The organism is Vibrio aquaticus (genome assembly GCF_003970385.1).
In the GTDB taxonomy this organism is placed as follows: domain Bacteria; phylum Pseudomonadota; class Gammaproteobacteria; order Enterobacterales; family Vibrionaceae; genus Vibrio; species Vibrio aquaticus.
In genome coordinates this window covers 263,709-287,179 of sequence record NZ_RXZH01000004.1, presented here as the reverse complement: position 1 = coordinate 287,179, position 23,471 = coordinate 263,709, and the positions used below count along the sequence as shown (strand labels likewise).

The window sequence follows — 23,471 nt, the reverse complement described above, 5'->3', positions numbered from 1 at the left end:
TGACTAAGCTTATAAACATAGCATGAAGCGAGTGTCATGCATTGTGAGTAGAGGTGGGCAGTCATGTCTCCTTATTGCTCACCTCATCTCTTGTAACGAAAATGGCAGCTATTTATAGCTGCCATTTGTTTTTCATCGAAGTAAACATTCATTGGTGAAATATCACCCATTCGGGAGTCTTCAATGGGTGAAAATCCCCCCAATTCCTTGTTGATAAATTTGAAGTTGATACACCTTGTCTATCTTTTTTAAGTTAAGTTGTTGAATTGTATGTCAAATTAATCTTCTAATTACTTGGCTCAGTTATTGCCCTTAATTATGTATCAACACCCATTGATGGGGTTGTTCATTTAACAAGGAGAATAATAATGTTTAAGCCATTGACCCTACTGTCTGCTTCAATTCTTGCTGTCACGAGCTTTAATGCTGCTGCTAACTGTGATCCAGGTGAAACGGTGATTAAGTTCAGTCACGTAACGAATACAGACAAACACCCAAAAGGTATTGCGGCTTCATTACTCGAAAAGCGCGTTAACGAAGAAATGGACGGAAAAATGTGTATGCAGGTTTTCCCAAACTCGACGCTTTATGATGACAACAAAGTGCTGGAAGCACTGCTCAACGGTGACGTGCAACTTGCTGCCCCTTCTCTTTCTAAGTTTGAAAAGTTCACGAAGAAGTACCGTATTTTCGATTTACCCTTCCTATTTGAAGATGTTGAAGCGGTGGATCGTTTCCAAAACTCAGAGTCGGGTGAAAAGCTGAAAAACGCAATGCGTCGTCGTGGCCTGCAAGGTCTGGCATTTTGGCACAATGGTATGAAACAGATGTCGGCGAACAAACCACTGCTGACGCCTGAAGATGCGCAAGGTCTGAAGTTCCGTGTTCAAGCCTCTGACGTACTGGTAGCTCAGTTTGAACAGTTAGGCGCAAACCCACAGAAAATGTCATTCAAAGAAGTGTATGGCGGTCTACAAACTAAGGTTATCGACGGCCAAGAAAACACGTGGTCAAACATCTACGGTAAGAAGTTCTTTGAAGTGCAGGACGGCATTACTGAGACCAACCACGGCATCCTTGATTACCTAGTGGTGACGTCAAAAGATTTCTGGAAAGGCCTACCCGATGATCAGCGCAACCAGTTAGCAAAAATCATTCAAGAAGTAACGGAAACACGTAATGCTGAGTCTTCTCGAGTGAATCTCGCGAACAAGAACAATGTCATCGAAGCCGGTGGTGAAGTTCGTACGCTGACTCCAGAGCAGCGCCAGCAATGGGTTACCGCGCTTCAACCTGTTTGGAAGCAGTTTGAAAAAGATATCGGTACTGATCTGATTGAAGCGGCGCTAGCGTCAAACAAATAATAATAATCTCCCCCTAAACTTTTGGCCCTCTTAATGCCTGACTAACAGGCATATCGGGAAGAGGGCCTTTCTTTACCTGCGATATAGTGAAGTAGCTTATGGAACAGTCAATTTTTGCCAGAATTGGGAAGGTGACGGATGCGATTGAGGAAACCCTCATAGCGTTCTTTTTAGGAGCAATGACCTTGCTCACTTTTGCCAATGTCATTTTTCGATACGTGTTTAACGACAACATTTTGTGGGCGCTAGAGCTCACGGTATTCATGTTCGCCTGGATGGTGTTAGTGGGCGCCTCTTATGGGGTCAAAAAACATTTCCACATTGGTGTCGATGTCATCATCAACCTTGCCCCAGAGCAGCTACGTAAAGTGTATGCGCTGATTGCGGCTGCATGTTGTTTGGCTTTCTCGATAATGTTGCTGATTGGCTCTTGGAACTATTGGTATCCATTTGCGACTGATCGTGCCTGGTATGAAACCGATGATATCCCAATGCCTGAAATGCTCCAGTTCTTAGCCGATTGGCTCAATGAAGGTGAACGCTATGAAAAAATGCCGCGTTTTATTCCTTACATGGCACTGCCGATTGGTATGGCGTTGCTAACGTTCCGCTTTGCTCAAATCACTCTACAAATCATCTCTGGCAAGTTAGACCGCTTAATTGCGGGGCATGAAGCGGAAGAAGAGCTAGAAGCTCTAAAAGAAGAACTGAAAGATGCGGGTGACGCGATGGAGCCGAAGGTCCCAACAAGTTCAGACAACAACGATAAGAGCAAGGAGCGCTAAGCCATGGAAATCCTATTTTTATTCGTCATGGTGATAGGCTTCATGCTGGTGGGCGTGCCAATTGCCGTCTCGCTTGGTCTATCGAGTATGGTCTTTTTGATGATGCATTCTGATGCGTCATTAGCCTCGGTGGCTCAAACCCTGTTTAATGCCTTTGCTGGTCACTACACATTACTGGCAATTCCATTCTTCATTCTCGCTTCAAGCTTTATGTCGACCGGCGGCGTAGCCAAACGCATTATCCGCTTTGCCATTGCCATGGTTGGCTGGTTTAGAGGCGGTCTAGCGATGGCATCGGTCGTGGCGTGTATGATGTTTGCGGCATTGTCAGGTTCATCTCCGGCAACCGTAGTCGCAATCGGTAGTATAGTTATCGCTGGTATGATCAAAAATGGTTACTCGAAAGAGTTTGCTGCAGGCGTGATTTGTAATGCTGGTACGCTGGGTATTTTGATTCCACCATCGATCGTTATGGTGGTGTATGCGGCGGCAACGGATGTGTCTGTTGGTCGTATGTTCCTTGGTGGTGTAATCCCAGGTCTGCTTGCGGGTGTGATGCTGATGATCGCCATCTATATTGCTGCTCGTATTAAGAATCTACCAAAGCAACCCTTTGTTGGTTGGGGCGAAATGTTCGCAGCGGCGAAAGATGCAAGTTGGGGCTTATTGCTAGTCGTGATCATCCTCGGTGGTATCTATGGCGGTGTCTTTACCCCAACAGAAGCGGCGGCGGTAGCGGCGGTTTACTCATTCTTAATCGCGAATTTTATCTACAAAGACATGGGGCCATTCGCTGACAAAGAGAACAAGAAACCCGCCTTGGTGAAGATCGTTCAAGCGTTCGTGCATAAAGATACCAAACATACACTGTATGAAGCGGGCAAGCTGACCATCATGCTGTTGTTCATTATCGCCAATGCTCTGATCTTAAAGCACGTGCTCACTGAAGAGCGTATTCCGCAAATGATCACAGAGTCGATGCTTTCAGCCGGTCTTGGTCCAATTACGTTCTTGATTGTGGTGAACGTATTGCTTCTGATTGGTGGTCAGTTCATGGAGCCGTCAGGTCTATTGATCATCGTTGCACCGCTCGTATTCCCAATTGCGATTGCACTTGGTATCGACCCAATTCACCTTGGCATCATGATGGTAGTGAACATGGAGATAGGCATGATAACCCCGCCAGTTGGTCTCAACTTGTTTGTCACCGCCGGTGTCGCGAAGATGTCAATGATGCAAGTGGTCAAAGCGGCCCTACCATGGGTAGCCGTGATGTTCCTCTTCCTCATTATCGTGACGTACGTGCCATGGGTATCGACTTGGTTACCAACAACATTAATGGGACCAGAAATCATCACTAAGTAGTGATGGCTAGACTCAATGGTTAGATAAAAAAAGCCCCGGACAGGCAGTCGTCCGGGGCTTTCTATTTATGGGCAAGGGGGAGTCAATTAGGAAACTCCCTAGGTATCAGTTCCGTTGATGAAGTGACTATACCCAAGCCCTGATGAACAAAACGTGAACGAGTTATTCACCTTTGTAGTTATTTTTATCTAAACCGTGTTTCTGCATTTTGTCGTAAAGGGTTTTTCTCGGTAGCTGGAGATACTCCATTGTCTCTTTAATTCGGCCGCAATATTGATTCAAGGCTTGTTCAATCATGCTTTTTTCGAACTCAGCGACTTGTTGGGCTAAGCCGACGTCTTGGCTATCTTGTGCCGACTTATCAAGTTGAGACAGCTGCCCCAGTAACACAAATCGCTCTGCCGCATTACGTAATTCGCGAACATTGCCGGGCCAATCGTGTGCCATCAGCTGGTGGATTTGCTGTGCTTCAATTGCCGGGGCTGACTTACCGTAGCGAGAGGCGGCCACCAATAAGAAATGGTGAAATAGGGTAGGAATGTCTTCCTTTCTTTGCCTGAGAGGCGGTAAATCGAGCGTGACGACATTAAGGCGATAGTAGAGATCTTCACGGAATACCCCTTCAGAGGCCGCCACTTTTAAATCGACCTTAGTCGCTGCGATGACTCGGATATCAATAGGGATCAATTCATTCGAGCCCACACGTTCAATTACTCGTTCTTGCAGTACGCGCAGCAAGCGAATTTGCGCTTGCATCGGCATGGATTCGATTTCATCTAGGAATAGGGTGCCACCTTGCGCATGTTCTAGCTTACCGATGCGGGTGCTATCAGCGCCTGTGAATGCGCCTTTTTCATGGCCATAAAGTTCACTCTCAATCAGGTTCTCTGCCACTGCACCACAGTTAATTGCGACAAAGTTACCTTCTCGACGGGAGCTCTGTTCATGGATAGAACGAGCAAACAGTTCTTTACCTGTCCCGGTTTCACCAAACAATAAAATATCGGCATGGGTGTCTGCGATGTGGATGATGGTGTCACGCAAGCTTTGAATTGATGGGGTATCGCCAATGATACGAGGCCCAAGAGTTTGGCTGGCTTTTAAACTGCGTTTGAGAGCTTGGTTTTCAAGTGTCAAAGAACGCTTATCGATGGCTCTGCGAGTGGTGTCGATGAGCCTTTCAATCGGAAACGGTTTTTCGATAAAGTCATAGGCGCCATTTCTGAGTGCATTGACCGCCATTGATATATCACCGTGACCTGTAATCAAGATCACCGGAATGTCTGGGTCTTGGTGCGAGATGCTCGCTAAGATATTTTCCCCTGATAAACCAGGTAAACAAATATCGGTGATGACGACTTTTGGCAGTCCTTGTTCTTTAATTGCGATCAGCGCGTCTTCAGCATTGGCAAAGAAGCAAGCTGAAATCTCTTCAAGCTCGAAGCTCTGTTCAATGGCAAGACGAATATCGCTCTCGTCGTCGATAAAAATGACATCGTACATCGACTTTCCTTACTGGCTTTTAGTTATTGTAGATCGAGCTATTGTTGGCAGTGATAGTGTGAAACGTGCGCCACCTAATGGAGATTCACTCACCGTTAGCGTTCCCTTCATGGCTTGAACGATTTGGTGCGAAATTGAAAGCCCCAGACCAAGTCCATTTTTCTTAGTGGTATAGAAAGGCTCGAACAGCTGAGCTTGCAGGTCAAAAGGAATGCCGGGGCCATTGTCGTCCACCATAATGACAACGCGCTCTTGGGTTTGGTGCGCGCTAAGGTTCACTTGTTTATTACTGCTGTGCTCTAAAGCTTGTATTGCATTGGTCAGCAAGTTGATCAGCACTTGTTCCAATTGAATCGGGTTGATGTTGGCCTGCGCTAAATCATCTTCGATATCGAGTTGGATCTTCACCAACTGAGACTTGAACTGCGGCGCGAGAAGCTCATGCGCGGCAATAAGAATGGGGGCCAGTTCTGCCGGTGAGACTTCGTTGCTATCGCTTTTCTTGGCAAAAGAGCGGAGCTGATGACTGATCTTTGCCATCCGGTCGGTTAACGCAGAAATTCGGCTCAAGTTCTCATCAACTCGATGATAATGAGTTTTCTCTAAAAAGCGGCGACCATTGTCTGCAAAGCTCCGAATGGCCGCTAAAGGGTTGTTCAATTCATGGCTGATGCTGGCCGACATTTGACCGAGTACAGCAAGTTTTGCTGCTTGAATCAGTTCATTCTGGGTTTGGCGCAGGGCATGTTCGGCTTTGGTTCGTTCACCAATCTCAGCTTGTAACTCTGAAGTGCGTTCCATAACGAGAAATTCGAGCTTTTGCTTGGCTTCGAGCTGTAGCTGTTCGAATTGACGCTTTTTGAGCTGACGCTGAAAAGAGAGCTGCATCGACAGATAGACAATCACAAAGATCAATGTCGTGATAAGCCAAAAGCTTAACGTAGACCACAGTAAGGTGATTTTGGATGTGAGTACCCGAAGTGTCAGAGGGTGATTGCTCAGTTGGCGAGATGAAATCAAATAATCATTTTCAAATCCGGGAATAGTCGGGTGAGTCAATTGTGAATGCTTAGCATCGAGATCACCAGAAAAGCCAAATGAACGAATCGGTCTATCCAAATATTGGCGACTGTTGATAATGGTTTGTCGATCATGTTCAGACAAGGTGCTTAGGCTTTTGAATAGCCAGTTTTCGTGGCTTGACATGAAGATGACGTTGTACGGGTCAGTGGCGACGAAAATATTGGTCTTGTTTTGCCAGTTGGCTTCGATCGCCGTGAGATCCATTTTGATCACGATGACCCCAATGGTTTCAGCGGCGTAAGTAACAGGGTAAGAAAAGTAGTAACCGCGCTGTTTTGAGCTTGAGCCTAGGGCAAAGTATTGGCTTGGTTTGCCTTGAATGGCTTCTGAGAAGTACGGTCGCCAAGCGTAGTTACGGCCGAGGAATGAACGTTCTAGGTTCCAGTTACTGGACGCGATGGTATTACCAAACTCATCAAGCAGATATGTGTCGGTGGATTGAATGGTCTGATTGACTTGTTCAAGGTAGCGATTGGTCAATTCAATTTGTGCACTGTTAGTTGGATGCTGTAGCGCTGAGATGAGAGCTTTGTTCTTGGCGATCAATTGCGGTAAGTGCGCATATTTATCGAGCTTACTCGAAATAAACTCGGCAAAGCGTTCGAGTTGTTCATTGTGGGCTTGATACAGTCCGTGTTGGCTTGCATTCCATACCCAATTTGAACCAACCAAAACAACAACGAGATAGAGTATGGCTAAATAGAACTTACTTTTGCGAAATGCCATTTTCTACTGCCTTCTATCCCGGTCTCGAACGTCCATAGCGTAAAGGGTTTTGTTATGAATGTGTTTAATAAGGTTAATAAATTGAGGGGTAAAACCGGACTTAGATCTAGTTTTAATCTTTAATCAAAAAAAAAGATTAGTTTCTCTTGAAAAAGGCATTAATGTCCCCATTTCTGGAAACAAAGAGAGCGTTATTGGCGCTTTTTTTAGCAGTTAAGTGAGTTTTTAGGTGAATCCCGTAGGGATCGTGGGGCTAGACTCGACAGCTACCGATGAGGTCGGTAGAATGCTGCGTCTAAATTTTTATCCTGAGGCTAATCGGAGATACCTTTTAAACGAAGCAATTCGTAAGGATATCGCTAATTAGTCCGATGATTGATTCGTCAGTTGTCGATACTCGATTTATAGAAGAGTACTCATAGAGTACAAACAAGGATGGGCTCTGTCTTCGGAGTAGAGCACATAAGCTCAGATATCTGAGCCAGTTTTGAGGTTAATGAATAATGCAAGTTACTGTTGAAACGCTAGAGGGCCTAGAGCGCCGTCTAAACATTACTGTTCCTGCTGCAAACATCGAAGATGCTGTAACAGCTGAACTACGCAACATCGCAAAAAACCGTCGTTTCGATGGTTTCCGTAAAGGCAAAGTGCCTCTAAAAATGGTTGCGAAGATGTACGGCAAAGCAGTACGTCAAGACGTGATGGGTGAAGTAATGCAACGCCACTTCATCGAAGCGATCGTTAAAGAGAAGATCAACCCAGCAGGTGCACCTACTTTCGCTCCTGTTGAGTCTGCAGAAGGTCAAGACCTAGTATTCAACGCAACTTTCGAAGTTTACCCAGAAGTTGAACTAAAAGGTCTAGAGAACATCACTGTTGAAAAACCAACAACTGAAGTTCAAGACGCTGACGTTGAAGAGATGATCGAAACTCTACGTAAGCAACAAGCGACTTGGACAGAAGTTGAAGCAGCCGCTGGTGAAGGCACTCGCGCTACTATCGATTTCGTTGGTTCAATCGACGGTGAAGAGTTCGAAGGCGGTAAAGCTGAGAACTTCCCACTAGAAATGGGTGCTGGTCGCATGATCCCTGGTTTTGAAGACGGTATCGCAGGTAAGACTGCTGGTATGGAATTCGAAATCGACGTGACTTTCCCAGAAGATTACCACGCAGAAAACCTAAAAGGTAAAGCGGCTAAATTCGCTATCAAAGTAAACAAAGTTGAAGCTCGTGAGCTTCCAGAACTAAGCGACGAGTTCGTTTCTAAGTTCGGTGTGGCTGAAGGTGGCGTTGACGCTCTTAAAGCAGAAGTTCGTAAGAACATGGAGCGTGAACTTAAGCAAGCTGTTAAGAACCGCATCAAAGAGCAAGCAATCGACGGTCTAGTTAAAGAAAACGACATCGACGTTCCTGCAGCTCTAATCGATCAAGAAATCGGTACTCTACGTCAGCAAGCTGCACAGCGTTTCGGTGGCAACCCAGAAGCTGCAGCTCAGCTTCCACGTGAGCTATTCGAAGAGCAAGCTAAGCGTCGCGTAGTTGTTGGTCTTCTTCTAGGTGAAGTAATCAAGTCTGAAGAGCTAAAAGCTGACGACGAGAAAGTGAAAGCACTTATCGAAGAAATGGCGACGGCATACGAAGATCCAACAGAAGTTGTTTCTTACTACGAGCAGAACGAGCAAATGATGAACAACATGCGCAACGTTGCTCTAGAAGAGCAAGCTATCGATGCAATCATCGCGAAAGCTCAGGTGACTGAAGCGAACGTTAGCTTCAACGAGCTAATGAACCAGCAACCTGCTGCTTAATAAGCAATAAATTGCTGAGAAGGTTGACTTAGCGTTAACTATTCTGCTAACAATGGTCCGTATGATATGTATCATACGGGCCATTTATTTTAGGGACATAAGAATATGAGCTACCAAGAAAAAAATACAATGCCATCGATTATGGACGCACTAGTACCAATGGTGGTTGAACAGACTTCCCGTGGTGAACGTTCTTACGATATTTATTCTCGTTTGTTGAAAGAGCGTGTAATTTTCTTAACAGGTCAAGTGGAAGACCACATGGCAAACCTTGTCGTGGCCCAACTGCTTTTCCTAGAATCTGAAAATCCTGACAAAGACATCTTCCTATACATCAACTCTCCAGGCGGTAGCGTAACAGCGGGCATGTCAATCTATGACACAATGCAGTTCATCAAGCCAAATGTAAGTACCGTATGTATGGGTCAAGCGTGCTCAATGGGTGCCTTCCTTCTAGCGGGTGGTGCGCCAGGTAAACGTTACGTTCTACCTAACTCTCGCGTGATGATTCACCAGCCTCTAGGCGGTTTCCAAGGCCAAGCGTCTGACATTCAGATCCACGCGCAAGAGATCCTAACGATCAAGCAAAAATTAAATACACTGCTTGCTGAACATACAGGCCAACCATTAGAAGTGATTGAGCGCGACACGGATCGTGACAACTTCATGGCCGCGGATCAGGCAGTTGAATATGGTCTAGTGGATGCAGTTCTCACTCATCGCGGTGAATAACTAGCAACATTGCCATATATTGATATACACTCAAGTCATACGAGTAAAGGCTAAGAGGTTAGCGAATGACAGATAAAAGCAAAGAGAGCAGTAGCAGTAAGCTTCTATATTGCTCTTTCTGCGGCAAAAGCCAGCACGAAGTTCGCAAGCTAATCGCTGGTCCGTCAGTTTATATTTGTGACGAATGTGTCGACTTATGTAACGACATTATCCGTGAAGAAATTAAAGATGTTCTACCGAAGAAACAATCGGAAGCACTGCCAGTGCCAAGAGATATTCGTGAACACCTTGATGACTACGTGATTGGCCAAGATTACGCGAAGAAAGTGCTCGCAGTAGCCGTTTATAACCACTATAAGCGTTTACGTAATGGAGATACGACGAGCGAAGGTGTTGAACTTGGTAAAAGTAACATTCTTCTCATTGGTCCTACTGGTAGTGGTAAAACACTTCTGGCAGAGACACTAGCTCGTTTCCTAGATGTACCATTCACAATGGCTGATGCAACTACGCTAACAGAAGCGGGTTACGTTGGTGAAGATGTAGAAAATATCATTCAGAAACTTCTACAAAAATGTGATTACGACGTAGCGAAAGCAGAACGTGGTATCGTGTACATCGATGAAATCGACAAGATTTCTCGTAAAGCTGAAAACCCATCAATTACGCGCGACGTATCTGGTGAAGGTGTTCAGCAAGCGCTGCTAAAACTGATTGAAGGCACGGTTGCTTCAGTACCACCACAAGGCGGTCGTAAGCATCCACAGCAAGAGTTCCTACAAGTAGATACCTCTAAGATTCTATTTATTTGTGGTGGCGCATTTGCTGGTCTTGATAAAGTGATTGAGCAACGTGTTGCGACAGGTACTGGTATCGGCTTTGGTGCAGAAGTGCGCTCTAAAGACGAAACCAAGACAGTGGGCGAACTGTTCACTAAAGTTGAACCAGAAGATTTGGTTAAATATGGCCTAATCCCTGAGTTCATCGGTCGTCTACCTGTTACGACAACGCTGACAGAGCTTGATGAAGATGCGCTGATTCAGATTCTATGTGAACCTAAGAACGCATTGACTAAGCAATACGCAGCTCTATTTGAGCTAGAAGATGCTGAACTAGAGTTCCGCGAAGATGCCCTACGTGCAATCGCTAAGAAAGCGATGGAGCGTAAAACAGGTGCTCGTGGCCTACGTTCGATTCTTGAAGGTGTGCTGCTAGAAACGATGTATGAACTGCCATCAATGGACGACGTAAGCAAAGTTGTGATTGACGAGTCAGTGATTAAAGGTGAATCTGATCCACTGCTGATTTACAGCAACTCAGATAACCAAGCTGCAGGCGCAGAATCTTAATAAGATTCACATAATTAGACATCAGTAGAAAGGGAGTAATCAATTACTCCCTTTTTTTTATTCTTTCATTGAATCCAAACAATTAAGCCCCATATACTGCAGATAGGACTAAGCGGAAGAGAGAATAATATGAACTTGGAACGTTCCGAACGTATCGAGATCCCCGTACTACCTCTAAGAGATGTAGTCGTTTACCCGCACATGGTAATTCCACTGTTTGTTGGCCGAGAAAAGTCGATTGCATGCCTTGAAGCGGCAATGGACAACAACAAGCAGGTATTGTTAGTAGCGCAGAAAGAAGCGGATACTGATGAGCCAACGCAAGCGGATATGTTTGACGTTGGTACCGTTGCGACTATCCTTCAGTTACTTAAGCTACCAGATGGCACTGTAAAGGTGCTAGTTGAAGGTCAGCAACGAGCTAAAATTAACCACTTTATTGAGAATGAGTTCTTCTTTGCCGAGGCGGAATACCTAACGACTTCTGAGTTAGATGAGCGCGAGCAAGAAGTGATCGTACGCAGTGCGATCAATCAGTTTGAAGGCTTTATTAAGCTCAATAAAAAGATCCCACCAGAAGTTCTGACTTCCCTGAACGGTATTGATGAAGCGGCGCGTCTAGCGGATACAATCGCAGCGCACATGCCTCTTAAACTTGCAGATAAGCAAGCGGTTCTTGAGCTACTTGACGTGACAGAACGTCTAGAGTTCTTAATGGGCCAAATGGAATCTGAAATCGATCTGCTACAAGTCGAGAAGCGCATTCGCACTCGCGTTAAGAAGCAGATGGAAAAATCACAGCGTGAGTACTATCTGAATGAGCAAATGAAAGCGATTCAGAAAGAGCTTGGTGAAAGCGAAGATGGCGTTGACGAATTCGAGACTCTAAAGCAGAAGATCGAAGAATCGAAGATGCCTCAAGAAGCGCGTGAGAAAACAGAACAAGAACTGCAAAAGCTAAAAATGATGTCACCGATGTCAGCGGAAGCAACCGTAGTTCGTGGCTATATTGACTGGATGTTAGGTGTGCCTTGGAACAAGCGTTCTAAAGTGAAAAAGAACCTAGCCAAAGCTGAAGAGATTCTAAACGAAGACCACTACGGTCTAGAGCGTGTTAAAGAACGTATTCTTGAGTACTTAGCGGTTCAAAACCGAATCAATAAGCTCAAAGGCCCAATTCTATGTTTGGTTGGTCCTCCTGGTGTGGGTAAGACGTCTCTAGGTCGCTCTATTGCTGCTGCAACCGGCCGTAAATACACACGTATGGCATTAGGCGGCGTGCGTGACGAAGCGGAAATTCGTGGTCACCGTCGTACTTACATCGGCTCAATGCCGGGTAAGCTTATCCAGAAGATGTCTAAAGTTGGTGTGAAGAACCCACTTTTCCTTCTTGATGAGATCGACAAGATGTCTTCAGACATGCGTGGTGACCCGTCATCAGCGCTACTTGAAGTTCTAGACCCAGAACAGAACAACGCCTTCAACGACCACTATCTAGAAGTCGATTACGACCTTTCAGATGTTATGTTCGTTGCAACCTCGAACTCGATGGATATTCCTGGGCCACTCTTGGACCGTATGGAAGTCATTCGTCTATCGGGTTACACAGAAGATGAGAAACTGAATATCGCTAAGCGTCACCTTGTTGAGAAGCAAGTGAAACGCAACGGTCTGAAGCCTCATGAGATTGAGATCGAAGACTCAGCGATTATTGGTATTATTCGTTACTACACGCGTGAAGCGGGCGTACGTAGCCTAGAGCGCGAGATTTCGAAGATCTGCCGTAAAGCCGTGAAGAACATCCTGCTAGACAGCGACCTTAAGTCTGTAACGGTTAACATGGATAATCTGAAAGAGTACTTAGGTGTTCAACGTCACGACTTCGGTAAAGCGGACGAGAGCAACCGCATTGGTCAAGTAACAGGCCTAGCGTGGACTCAAGTGGGTGGTGATCTGCTGACTATCGAAACGGAGTCTATGCCTGGCAAAGGTAAGCTGACTCAAACAGGCTCGCTTGGCGATGTAATGAAAGAGTCGATTCAAGCCGCGATGACAGTGGTTCGTTCACGTGCTGAGAAACTGGGTATCAACTCAGATTTCTACGAAAAGCGTGATATTCACGTCCACGTGCCAGAAGGTGCTACGCCAAAAGATGGCCCAAGTGCGGGTATCGCGATGTGTACTGCGCTTGTTTCTAGCTTAACGGGTAACCCTGTGAAAGCAGAAGTCGGTATGACCGGTGAAATTACCCTACGTGGTGAAGTTCTCCCAATCGGCGGTTTGAAAGAAAAACTGCTTGCAGCACACCGTGGCGGCATCAAAACGGTACTGATTCCAAAAGACAACGAACGTGATCTGGAAGACATTCCTGACAATGTAATCGCTGATCTTAAGGTCATTCCGGTGCAATGGATTGATGAAGTTTTGAAAGTTGCGTTGGAAAAAGACCCATCAGGCGTTGAGTTTGCAGCAGTAAAATAGTGATATGTAGCAAAAATAAGTAAAAGATTACGCTGATAAGCACAAAAAGGCTTGTCAGCGTTTTTTTTGGACGCTAACGTTAGCGACGATAGCTTCGAGCCTTGTTACATAAGGGTTTGTTGCTAATTTGAAATGAAATGGAACGTTTAGCTGCCTATAAAAAAATAACCAGGCGGCACAAAGGGGAATCACAGTGAACAAAACACAATTAGTAGAAAAAATTGCAGAAAACGCAGACCTATCAAAAGCTTCAGCTGGCCGTGCACTTGATGCATTCATCGAAGCAGTAGGCGACACTCTGCAATCTGGTGATCAAGTTGCCCTAGTTGGCTTCGGTACATTTAGCGTACGTACTCGTGCAGCGCGCACAGGTCGTAACCCTAAAACTGGTGAAGAGATTCAAATCGCAGAAGCTAAAGTACCAGCATTCAAAGCAGGTAAAGCTCTAAAAGATTCTTGCAACTAATCAAAAAATCGCCACTTAGGCTGATTTTTTCGAACCTTTTTAAATTATGCGCATCTTACTGATGCGCATTTCTTTTTCTGGTATTATCGCGCTAACCAATTTTTATTTTAATAAAGTATTTCGTCCTTTGTTTTAGTGTGTTCAGAGACGATATATAAGCGGAGAGTAGTTTAAGTATGATGGACCGATTGCGCGAAGGCGTTAACAGCATCGCGGTTAAAATTATCCTAGGACTTATCATCCTATCTTTCGTATTTGCGGGTGTTGGTAGCTACATTGTTGGCGGTTCAAACAACACAGCAGCGAAAGTAGGCAATGTTGAGATTGGCCGTGGTGAGTTTGAGCAAGCTTACCAAAACGAACGTAATCGCATGCAAGCTCAGCTGGGTGATTACTTCTCGAACCTATTGGCTGACCCTAGCTACGTAGAGTCTTTCCGTAAATCTGTCCTTGACCGCATGGTTAACGACTTACTTCTAGAGCAGCATGCAGAGTCACTTGGCCTGCGAGTGAGCGATGCGCAAGTACGTACTCTCATTCTAGAAATGCCTCAGTTCCAAGTTGCAGGTCAATTCGACCAAGAGGTTTACCAAACAGCATTACGCCGTGCAGGCTTCAACGCAGAAAGCTTCGCGGAATACTTACGTCGTGACCTAGTACGTAACCAGCTACTCACAGCAATTCAAGGCAGTGATTTTGCGCTTCCAGGTGAAGTAACGGCACAAAGTCAGCTTCTGACGCAAACTCGTGAAATCAAAAAAGTGACATTATCGCTTGAAGATTTTGCAGCGAAAGCTCAGCTGTCTGATGAAGAAATTAACGATTACTATCAACAAAACCCAGAGCGTTACACTCGCCCTGAACAGGTAAAAGTTGCGTATATCGAATTGTCTGCTCAACAGCTAAAAGACAGTATCGTAATTTCTGACGAACAAGCGAAGAAATACTACGACGAGCACCTTGAGAAGTATTCTTCTGAAGAGCAACGTCGCGTGAGTCACATTCTTATCGAAGGTGACGATGAAGCAAAAGCACAAGCCATTCTTGATGAGCTGAATGCCGGTGCTGATTTCGCAACATTGGCGGAAGAAAAGTCTGATGACTTCGGAAGTGCGTCAGAAGGTGGCTCACTAGGTTGGATCGAACGCGATGTGATGGACCCAGCTTTTGAAGATGCAGCCTTTGCTCTGAAAACAGCGGGTGACACGACAGGTCTAGTAAAGTCTGACTTTGGTTACCACATCATCAAGCTAGACGAGTTGAAAGATTCGGTTGCTAAGCCTTATACAGAGGTTGTAGCTGAAATTAAGCAAGAGCTTAAAGATCAAGAAGCCGTTGACCAGTACTACGAATTACAAAGTGAGCTAGAAACGGTTGCGTTTGAGTTCCCTGATTCACTGGATGATGCAGCAAAAGCGATTAACGCTAAGATTCAAACAACGGACTTCATCTCTCAAGTTGATGCTCCTGCATTACTCACAACGCCGGTTGTACTTCAAGCAATCCTTAGCCCAGAAGTGAAAGAAGACGGTCTTAACTCGGAAGTGATTGAAATTGCCCCTGAGCATGTGATTGTTGTTCGCGTTGAAGATGCACGTGACGAAATGGTTCTGCCATTAGAAGACGTACGTGAACAGGTGACGACTACACTAGCGAAGGTAAAAGGCGAGCAGAGCGCTATTGAGCTGGCTGATAAGCTTGTAGCCGATCTTAAGCAGGGCAAACAAGACCTGCTAGGTGAAAACGCGTTAGTGTTTGGTGAATCTGAAACGGTCGATCGTAGCTCTCCACTTGCTGATGTTGTTTTTGCAATGGCAAAACCAGCAGAAGGTGAAGTTGGATTTGCACAGGCGAAAGATCTGAACGGTGACATCGTTGTGGTTGAGTTGACGGAAGTTTCTTCTATGTTTAACACAATGTACAACGAACAGATTGCTCAGCAAATGACACAATCAAATGCTCAGCAAGACCTCGCTGGTTTAATCAGCATTTTGCGTAAAACAATGGATATTGAATACTTTGTTGTGACGCAATAATTGATATCTGTGTAATTGATACATTACTTAAAACGGGCCGCGATTGCGGCTCGTTTTGTTTTTGTGGCTGCTGACTTTTTCAAGGCCGAAGGTTGGGTAACCTATTCGATGTTATTTAACGCAAAAGGAGTTACCTATGTTAGGACGAATCATTTTACTCACCTTATTGACGTTTGCTTCTCCAATCAGCTTTGCTGAATCGGCCAAAGTAAACCCAAAATATGAAGGAATTGAAATCACGGTCAACATTAATGAAGCGAGTGCTGAAGAGTTATCTGCTTTGCTCAGCGGTGTTGGGCTTAAGAAAGCGCAAGCCATTGTGGCGTACCGACAACAAAATGGTGCGTTTGGTTCGCCTAATGATTTGGCTCTAGTCAAAGGCATTGGTGAGGCTACGGTAGAAAAGAATCTTTCTCGTATAAAACTCTGAGCATAAAAAGAGCGCCTAGACGCTCTTTTTTGAAATTCCCTATTATCCACCTAGAACCTCCTTCTATTTCCCTCTATAATTTCACGCCAAACGAAGGTCATGAATTGAGTCATGCACCGAAAATAACGTGGAGTAAAAGATGTCGTCTCATACACCGGTCGTAACCGTTGATGGACCAAGTGGTGCAGGTAAAGGCACGCTTTGTATGCTACTAGCGAAACAGCTAGGTTTTCATTTGTTAGATTCGGGCGCTATTTACCGCGTTCTTGCACTGGCAGCGATTCACCACGGTGTCGATCTTGAATCTGAAGAGGCGCTGGTACCGCTGGCTACTCACCTTGATGTACAGTTCATCGCTGAAGGCGACCTTGTAAAAGTCATTCTTGAAGGCGAAGACGTTTCTGGTGAATTGCGTAAAGAAGAGACAGGAATGGCGGCATCAAAGGTAGCGGCTCTACCGCGAGTTCGTGAGGCATTGCTACGTCGTCAACGTGCGTTCGCTGATGGTGAAGGGCTGGTTGCCGATGGTCGTGACATGGGTACGGTCGTTTTTCCACAAGCTGAAGTAAAAATCTTCCTTGATGCCAGCGCAGAAGAGCGTGCGAATCGCCGCCTTAAACAGTTGCAAGGCAAGGGTTTAGATGTTAAATTTGACGACCTTTTGAGCGAGATCCAAGAGCGTGACGATCGAGATCGTAACCGCCCAGTGGCACCATTACGCCCTGCAGAGGATGCGCTTTTGCTAGATTCTACGTCGATGACTATCGACCAAGTAGTAGAAAAAGCACTACAATATATCAAATCTAAGCTAGTCGCCTAGGCGGCTAGGTCAGAGCGTTGGTCGCAAGGATGATGACTGGCGAATTTAATAACCCCATGCGGTAGGATACCCGTGGACGTTTAATTTATTGAAGATTAAATAAATGACTGAATCTTTTGCTCAACTCTTTGAAGAGTTTCTAAACGAAACAGAATTCCAACAAGGCAGCATCGTTAAAGGTACTGTAGTAGCTATCGAGAACGGTTTCGTTCTTGTTGACGCTGGTCTTAAGTCTGAATCTGCTATCCCTGCTGAACAGTTCAAGAACGCTGCTGGCGAACTTGAAGTTGAAGTTGGCGCTGAAGTAGACGTAGCTCTAGACGCTGTTGAAGATGGTTTCGGTGAAACTCAACTTTCTCGTGAGAAAGCGAAGCGTCACGAAGCTTGGATCGTACTTGAGAAAGCTTGTGAAGAAGCTGAAACTGTTGTTGGTATCATCAACGGTAAAGTTAAAGGCGGTTTCACTGTTGAACTAAACGGTATCCGTGCTTTCCTTCCTGGTTCACTAGTAGACGTGCGTCCTATCCGCGACACTGCTCACCTAGAAAACAAAGAGCTAGAGTTCAAAGTTATCAAACTTGACCAGAAGCGTAACAACGTAGTTGTTTCTCGCCGTGCAGTTATCGAATCTGAGAACAGCGTTGAGCGTGATGAGCTTCTAGAAACTCTACAAGAAGGCGCAGAAGTTAAAGGTATCGTTAAGAACCTTACTGACTACGGTGCATTCGTAGACCTAGGCGGCGTTGACGGCCTACTACACATCACTGACATGGCTTGGAAGCGCGTTAAGCACCCTTCTGAGATCGTTAACGTTGGTGACGAGATCCAAGTTAAAGTTCTTAAGTTCGACCGTGAGCGTACTCGCGTATCACTAGGTCTTAAGCAGCTAGGCGAAGATCCATGGGTAGCAATCGCTAAGCGTTACCCAGAAGGTCACAAACTATCTGGTCGCGTTACTAACCTAACTGACTACGGCTGTTTCGTTGAAATCGAAGAAGGCGTTGAAGGTCTAGTACACGTTTCTGAAATGGATTGGACTAACAAGAACATCCACCCATCTAAAGTTGTTAATGTTGGCGACGAAGTTGAGGTTATGGTTCTTGAAATCGACGAAGAACGTCGTCGTATCTCTCTAGGTCTGAAACAGTGTAAAGCTAACCCATGGCAATCTTTCGCTGAAGCGCAAGCTAAAGGCGACAAGGTTACTGGTAAGATCAAGTCTATCACTGACTTCGGTATCTTCATCGGTCTAGAAGGCGGCATCGACGGTCTAGTTCACCTATCTGACATTTCTTGGAATGTTGCTGGTGAAGACGCAGTACGTGAGTACAAGAAAGGCGACGAAATCTCTGCAGTAGTTCTAGCAGTAGACGCTGAGCGTGAGCGTATCTCTCTAGGCGTTAAGCAAATGGAAAATGACCCATTCAATGCTTACGTTTCTGAGAAGAAGAAAGGCACTCTAGTTAACGGTACTGTTGTTGCTGTTGACGCTAAAGGCGCTACTATCGAGCTAGAAGAAGGCGTAGAAGGTTACATCCGCGCTTCTGAAGTTTCTCGCGACCGTATCGAAGATGCGTCACTAATCCTAAGCGCTGGTGACAGTGTTGAAGCTAAGTTCACAGGTGTAGACCGTAAGAACCGCGTAATCAACCTATCTATCAAAGCTAAAGATGAAGCTGAAGAGCAAGAAGCAATGGCTACACTGAACAAAGCAGACGATGCTTCATTCGGTAACGCTATGGCTGACGCTTTCAAAGCAGCTAAAGGCGAATAATTTAATCGCTTTTAAGAAAAAGGAGCCGAAAGGCTCCTTTTTTATGCTTGGGTTTTAACTAGTGGTAATACCAATCTCTTCAAGCTACTCTGAAAAAAGCACTTTTTCATTGTACACATTGCTCAAATATTGACTAAAATTGAAAGCAAGTGTTTGTTGGAACTGGTATTACTTACTATAATAAGTGATAAATTACTCTATGAGGGCAACTATGACTAAGTCTGAATTGATTGAAAGATTGTGTGCAGAACAAACACACCTTTCAGCGAAAGAGATAGAAGATGCTGTAAAAGATATCTTAGAGCACATGGCGGGAACGCTAGAAAGTGGCGACCGCATCGAGATTCGTGGTTTCGGTAGCTTCTCTTTGCACTTCCGTGAGCCTCGAGTAGGCCGCAACCCTAAGACGGGTGATAAAGTTGAGCTAGAAGGTAAATACGTTCCTCACTTTAAGCCAGGTAAAGAGTTACGTGAGCGCGTAAATCTAGGGTAATCTTCGTATTACATTGATAAAAAAGCGGCATACATAAGTATGCCGCTTTTTTATAGCTCGAATTGCTTAGATAACCATGGTTTGTTTGGAGCTTTTACTGCATAATCGTACGGCAGAACTAATCTTAGGTGATGGACTATGAAAATTATAAAAATCGTTCTTGTACTGGCCCTATTCTTAATTGCACTGGCATTAGGCTCTCAGAACCAAGCTATCGTGACTTTTAATTACCTACTTGCTCAAGGTGACTTCCACCTGTCAACGTTACTAGGTGTGGTTTTCGTCACTGGATTTGGCTTCGCGTGGCTAGTGTTTGGTAGCTTACATTTAAAATCTCAGCTCCAGGTTCGTAAGTTGAAGAAGAAACTCAATAAGCTTTCTCCTTCCACTGAGCAACCGACTCAAGAGAAAGCTTAACAATAATTACTAGGTAGGCTGTTACTTGATGTTAGAAATTCTCTTCTTGCTACTACCGATTGCCGCCGCTTACGGCTGGTATATGGGTAATCGAAGTGCTCAGCAAGATAAGCAGAAACAATCTAATCAAATTTCCCGTCAATATGTGACGGGTCTAAACCTGCTTTTGTCGGATCAGTCTGACAAGGCAGTCGATCACTTTATTGAACTTCTTCAAGTCGATAACGAGACCATAGATACCCACCTTGCTTTGGGGAATCTTTTCCGTTCTCGTGGTGAAGTTGATCGTGCTATTCGCATCCACCAGAATCTCATCTCTCGCTCTGGTCTGACAATCGATCAGAAGAACATTGCTCTGCAGCAATTGGCTAAAGATTACATGGCATCGGGCTTTTTAGACCGTGCGGAAAAAATCTTTGAACAGCTGGTTGATGAGCCCGATCACCGAGAAAATGCACTGCAGCAACTTGTTGCCATTTACCAACAAACTCGCGAATGGAATAAAGCCATTCACTATGCCGCACTGTTGGTGAAAATGGGTCGTAAGCGTATGCGCACCAGCATTGGCCATTTTTGGTGTGAGCTTGCGATGTTAGAAAAGGCGGAGGGTAACCACTCTCAAGCGAAACAGAATTTTAAGCGAGCGCTGACGGAAGATCCTAAATGTGTTCGTGCAAGCATCGCGCTTGGTAAGATCTATCTCGAAGAAGAAGATTACAAACGCACACTTCAATACTTAGAAGCAGTTTTAGAGCAAGACAGCGATTTTGTCAGTGAAGTATTACCGACACTCGCAGAATGTTACCACCACCTTGGCCAAGAAGATGAGCTACTCAACTTCTTACGTCAATGCATCGTGAATAAGGCCGGAGTATCGGCAGAATTGATGTTAGCGCAGATGGTGGCAAAACATGATGGTGTGGCAGCAGCTCAAGAGTTACTGACTCGTCAGCTTGTTAAAAACCCGACCATGAAAGGTTTCTATCGATTAATGGACTACCATTTGGCGGAAGCAGAAGAGGGTCGAGCGAAAGCAAGCTTGGACACCTTACAGAAAATGGTAGGTGAGCAGCTGAAAGTAAAACCGCATTATCGTTGCCGTAAGTGTGGTTTCTCAACCCATGCGATGTATTGGCATTGCCCCTCTTGTAAAGGGTGGGGCACGATCAAGCCTATTAGAGGGCTTGATGGTGAGTAAGTTATTCCCGATTGGGTATTCCAATCATTGATGAGCAGCGGTGATCCCGCTGCTTTTTTTCGATTTGTTTATAGTAAGTTAGGAGATGAAATGATCGACCAAAAAGTTATTGTTGCACTGGACTATGATAACCAAGCAGACGCACTCGCTTTTGTTGATAGAATTGACCCAAGCTCTTGCCGCCTAAAAGTAGGCAAAGAGATGTTTACACTATTTGGTCCTGATTTCGTTAAAGAGTTGCATAAGCGTGGCTTCTCAGTATTCCTAGATCTTAAATTTCATGACATTCCTAACACGTGCTCTAAAGCGGTTCGCGCTGCAGCAGAGATGGGTGTTTGGATGGTCAACGTACATGCAGGTGGTGGTGAACGTATGATGACTGCATCACGTGAAATCCTTGAGCCTTATGGTAAAGACCGTCCGCTTCTCATCGGCGTAACGGTATTAACTAGTATGGAACAAAGTGACCTTGCCGGTATTGGTTTGAATGTTGCTCCGCAAGAGCAGGTAATTCGTCTCGCTAACCTGACAAAAAATGCGGGTCTTGACGGTGTGGTTTGTTCTGCGCAAGAAGCATCCATGCTTAAGAGCGAGCTGGGTCAAGAGTTTAAACTGGTTACTCCGGGAATCCGCCCTGCAGGTGCAGCAGTGGGTGACCAGAAACGTATCATGACGCCAGTTGATGCGATTCAAGCAGGCTCGGATTACCTAGTTATTGGCCGACCAATTACTCAGGCCGCTGATCCAGCCGCTGTGCTTGCAGAAATTAACGCGACACTAAAATAGAGATTTCTTATCTCAGTTGTTAAAGCCAGCAATTGCTGGCTTTTTATTTGCCAAAACTTTATAGAACGTCAGTAAATAAGGTGTACACTTTAGGTTCAACAATATAAGAAACAAAGAGTTGTCTCTTTGCTTAAGGTATATATGGAACCTTTGAACCCAAAACCTAAACAGTGGTTATCTTGCTTTTTCTTCGTCTTGGCGATGTCACTGAGCCCTTCTATTTTTGCTGAGCAAGTAATAGATACTCCGGTCTCTCGCTCAGAGCAAGTGATCAATACGATCAATGCAGAGCTAAAAGATCTCTCCGATACCTTGAGCAGCACAACGGGTGAAGAGCGTGATGCACTGCAACTCAAGTTATTTCAAAAAAATGAAGAGTTGAGATCATCTCTAGCAAATGCGATCAACAGAGAGTCGATTCCTCGAGAGACCCTGATTGCTCAGGTCGACCTACAGCAAAACTATTCGCGCGGGGCGATGACTTACCTTGAAGAAAAAATCAAAGTTCTCAATGAGCAAATCAACAAAGCGAAAGATGACGAACGACTGACTTTACTTAACGACTATCAAGAACTGCAGCATTATTTAGATACCGTCATCGAAGCTAACTGGCAGAACATCGAGTGGCTAAAGCAGCTGGATGTGGATGAGACTCAAGCTGAAGCACAGTTTACAGATTTGGTAAGAAAGCGTCTTAGGTTGATGGCTGCATCGGTCGAGTATTTTACTCAACAAGTGAGTGCGGTTGGTAAGCAGCTCTCTGCGAGCCCAGAATCGGAGAAATCTTCGCTGCAGTTGAGCCAATTGGTGATCAAACAGCGTTTAGAGATTGCAGTTGATAGCCTTAAGTCGTTGATCTCGATTGGTGATCAGCTCGATATTGATACCGCCGAGTATAAGCGTTTGTTGTTTGAGGTCACAGGCAGCATCACTCAAGACCTATTGGACGGCAAAGTCCTACTTTCTATCGTTACTCATTGGTCGACGAGTCTCTGGGATTGGATTGCGAATAACGCCCCACAGCACTTGTTCCAGCTATTCGTGTTTGCCTTAATCTTACTGGCGACCAGTATGATGGCAAAGATCACTCGTAAAGTGATCAGTAAAACCGTCGTCTCTAAGAACCTTAAGCTCTCGCAGCTTATGCAAGATTTCTTCATTGGCATGTCAGGTAATATCGTTTGGATAATCGGTATTATGGTGGCGCTCTCTCAGCTCGGTCTTAATCTTGCTCCTGTTCTAACCGGTTTCGGTATTGCCGGTGTGATTATTGGTTTTGCGTTGCAAGACACGCTCTCAAACTTTGCGGCAGGGATGATGCTGCTGATCTATCGTCCATTTGATGTTGGTGATTTTGTCTTTGCCGGTGGGGTAGATGGAAAGGTAAGCCACATGAGCTTGGTGAACACCACAATTAAGACGTTCGACAACCAGATCATCATTATTCCTAATGGCAAGATATGGGGAGATGTGATTAAGAACGTTACCCATGAACGCGTACGCCGCGTTGACATGGTATTTGGCATTGGTTATACGGATGATCTTCTAAAAGCAGAGCAAGTACTGACGGACATTGTAATGTCTCACCCGTCGGTTTTACGCTCGCCTGAGCCAAACATCAAAGTCCACACATTGAACACCTCATCAGTTGACTTCATTGTACGCCCTTGGGTGAAAACAGATGATTACTGGGATGTGTATTGGGATGTAACGAAAGAAGTGAAACTCCGATTTGATCGTGAAGGTATCTCGATTCCTTTCCCACAGCAAGATGTCCACTTACACATGGTAAAAGAGTCCGAATAAACAAAAAGCTCACTCAGAAATCTGAGTGAGCTTTGACTTAGGAAGGAGC

19 protein-coding genes are annotated in these 23,471 nt (G+C 45.1%); 17 read left to right on the top strand and 2 right to left on the bottom strand.

Annotated elements, in window-relative coordinates; genetic code table 11:
* Window positions 1-368 precede the first annotated feature (368 nt).
* The 3 genes from EJ063_RS12010 to EJ063_RS12000 all read left to right on the top strand — a co-directional run bounded on the left by EJ063_RS12010 (window position 369) and on the right by EJ063_RS12000 (window position 3,514).
* On the top strand, window positions 369-1,364 hold the full coding sequence (locus EJ063_RS12010) for a TRAP transporter substrate-binding protein (protein ID WP_126574516.1): 996 nt from the start codon (window positions 369-371) through the stop codon (window positions 1,362-1,364).
* A gap of 98 nt (window positions 1,365-1,462) precedes the next feature.
* On the top strand, window positions 1,463-2,149 hold the full coding sequence (locus tag EJ063_RS12005; protein ID WP_126574515.1) for a TRAP transporter small permease: 687 nt from the start codon (window positions 1,463-1,465) through the stop codon (window positions 2,147-2,149).
* A 3-nt stretch (window positions 2,150-2,152) separates the two neighbouring features.
* Window positions 2,153-3,514, top strand: a complete 1,362-nt coding sequence (locus EJ063_RS12000; protein WP_126574514.1) for a TRAP transporter large permease — start codon at window positions 2,153-2,155, stop codon at window positions 3,512-3,514.
* A gap of 162 nt (window positions 3,515-3,676) precedes the next feature.
* Here the strand turns inward: EJ063_RS12000 and EJ063_RS11995 are convergent, their stop codons facing one another.
* Both EJ063_RS11995 and EJ063_RS11990 read right to left on the bottom strand, forming a co-directional pair.
* Window positions 3,677-5,017, bottom strand: a complete 1,341-nt coding sequence (locus tag EJ063_RS11995) for a sigma-54-dependent transcriptional regulator (RefSeq protein WP_126574513.1) — start codon at window positions 5,015-5,017, stop codon at window positions 3,677-3,679.
* Window positions 5,018-5,026: 9 nt separating this feature from the next.
* Entirely contained in the window at window positions 5,027-6,826 is a 1,800-nt protein-coding gene (locus tag EJ063_RS11990) for a sensor histidine kinase (RefSeq protein ID WP_126574512.1), read from the bottom strand.
* A 503-nt stretch (window positions 6,827-7,329) separates the two neighbouring features.
* Here EJ063_RS11990 and tig point away from each other — a divergent pair.
* The 14 genes from tig (at window position 7,330) to EJ063_RS11920 (ending at window position 23,422) form a co-directional block, all read left to right on the top strand.
* Window positions 7,330-8,634 (top strand): trigger factor, encoded by a 1,305-nt coding sequence (gene tig / locus EJ063_RS11985; RefSeq protein ID WP_126574511.1) that lies wholly within the window; start codon window positions 7,330-7,332, stop codon window positions 8,632-8,634.
* A gap of 105 nt (window positions 8,635-8,739) precedes the next feature.
* Window positions 8,740-9,366, top strand: coding sequence for an ATP-dependent Clp endopeptidase proteolytic subunit ClpP (gene clpP, locus EJ063_RS11980; protein WP_053438318.1), 627 nt, complete (start codon window positions 8,740-8,742; stop codon window positions 9,364-9,366).
* A 65-nt stretch (window positions 9,367-9,431) separates the two neighbouring features.
* Complete coding sequence (gene clpX / locus EJ063_RS11975) at window positions 9,432-10,715, top strand: ATP-dependent protease ATP-binding subunit ClpX (protein WP_126574510.1); 1,284 nt, start codon at window positions 9,432-9,434, stop codon at window positions 10,713-10,715.
* A gap of 129 nt (window positions 10,716-10,844) precedes the next feature.
* Window positions 10,845-13,196, top strand: coding sequence for an endopeptidase La (lon, locus tag EJ063_RS11970; protein WP_126574509.1), 2,352 nt, complete (start codon window positions 10,845-10,847; stop codon window positions 13,194-13,196).
* A gap of 193 nt (window positions 13,197-13,389) precedes the next feature.
* Complete coding sequence (gene hbs / locus EJ063_RS11965; RefSeq protein WP_004414742.1) at window positions 13,390-13,662, top strand: non-specific DNA-binding protein Hbs; 273 nt, start codon at window positions 13,390-13,392, stop codon at window positions 13,660-13,662.
* A gap of 176 nt (window positions 13,663-13,838) precedes the next feature.
* Window positions 13,839-15,698, top strand: a complete 1,860-nt coding sequence (gene ppiD, locus EJ063_RS11960; protein WP_126574508.1) for a peptidylprolyl isomerase — start codon at window positions 13,839-13,841, stop codon at window positions 15,696-15,698.
* Between the two features lie 136 nt (window positions 15,699-15,834).
* Window positions 15,835-16,128, top strand: coding sequence for a ComEA family DNA-binding protein (locus EJ063_RS11955; protein WP_126574507.1), 294 nt, complete (start codon window positions 15,835-15,837; stop codon window positions 16,126-16,128).
* A gap of 139 nt (window positions 16,129-16,267) precedes the next feature.
* Window positions 16,268-16,948, top strand: coding sequence for a (d)CMP kinase (gene cmk / locus EJ063_RS11950; protein WP_126574506.1), 681 nt, complete (start codon window positions 16,268-16,270; stop codon window positions 16,946-16,948).
* A gap of 103 nt (window positions 16,949-17,051) precedes the next feature.
* The gene (rpsA, locus tag EJ063_RS11945; RefSeq protein ID WP_126574505.1) at window positions 17,052-18,722 is read left to right on the top strand and encodes a 30S ribosomal protein S1; all 1,671 of its coding nucleotides are present in this window, start codon (window positions 17,052-17,054) and stop codon (window positions 18,720-18,722) included.
* 211 nt (window positions 18,723-18,933) lie between these two features.
* Window positions 18,934-19,215 (top strand): integration host factor subunit beta, encoded by a 282-nt coding sequence (ihfB, locus tag EJ063_RS11940; protein WP_126574504.1) that lies wholly within the window; start codon window positions 18,934-18,936, stop codon window positions 19,213-19,215.
* Window positions 19,216-19,353: 138 nt separating this feature from the next.
* Entirely contained in the window at window positions 19,354-19,632 is a 279-nt protein-coding gene (locus tag EJ063_RS11935) for a LapA family protein (protein ID WP_126574503.1), read from the top strand.
* A 28-nt stretch (window positions 19,633-19,660) separates the two neighbouring features.
* The gene (gene lapB / locus EJ063_RS11930; RefSeq protein WP_126574502.1) at window positions 19,661-20,830 is read left to right on the top strand and encodes a lipopolysaccharide assembly protein LapB; all 1,170 of its coding nucleotides are present in this window, start codon (window positions 19,661-19,663) and stop codon (window positions 20,828-20,830) included.
* A gap of 90 nt (window positions 20,831-20,920) precedes the next feature.
* Window positions 20,921-21,616, top strand: coding sequence for an orotidine-5'-phosphate decarboxylase (pyrF, locus tag EJ063_RS11925; RefSeq protein ID WP_126574501.1), 696 nt, complete (start codon window positions 20,921-20,923; stop codon window positions 21,614-21,616).
* A gap of 141 nt (window positions 21,617-21,757) precedes the next feature.
* Window positions 21,758-23,422 (top strand): mechanosensitive ion channel family protein, encoded by a 1,665-nt coding sequence (locus EJ063_RS11920; RefSeq protein ID WP_126574500.1) that lies wholly within the window; start codon window positions 21,758-21,760, stop codon window positions 23,420-23,422.
* The last annotated feature ends 49 nt before the right edge of the window (window positions 23,423-23,471 follow it).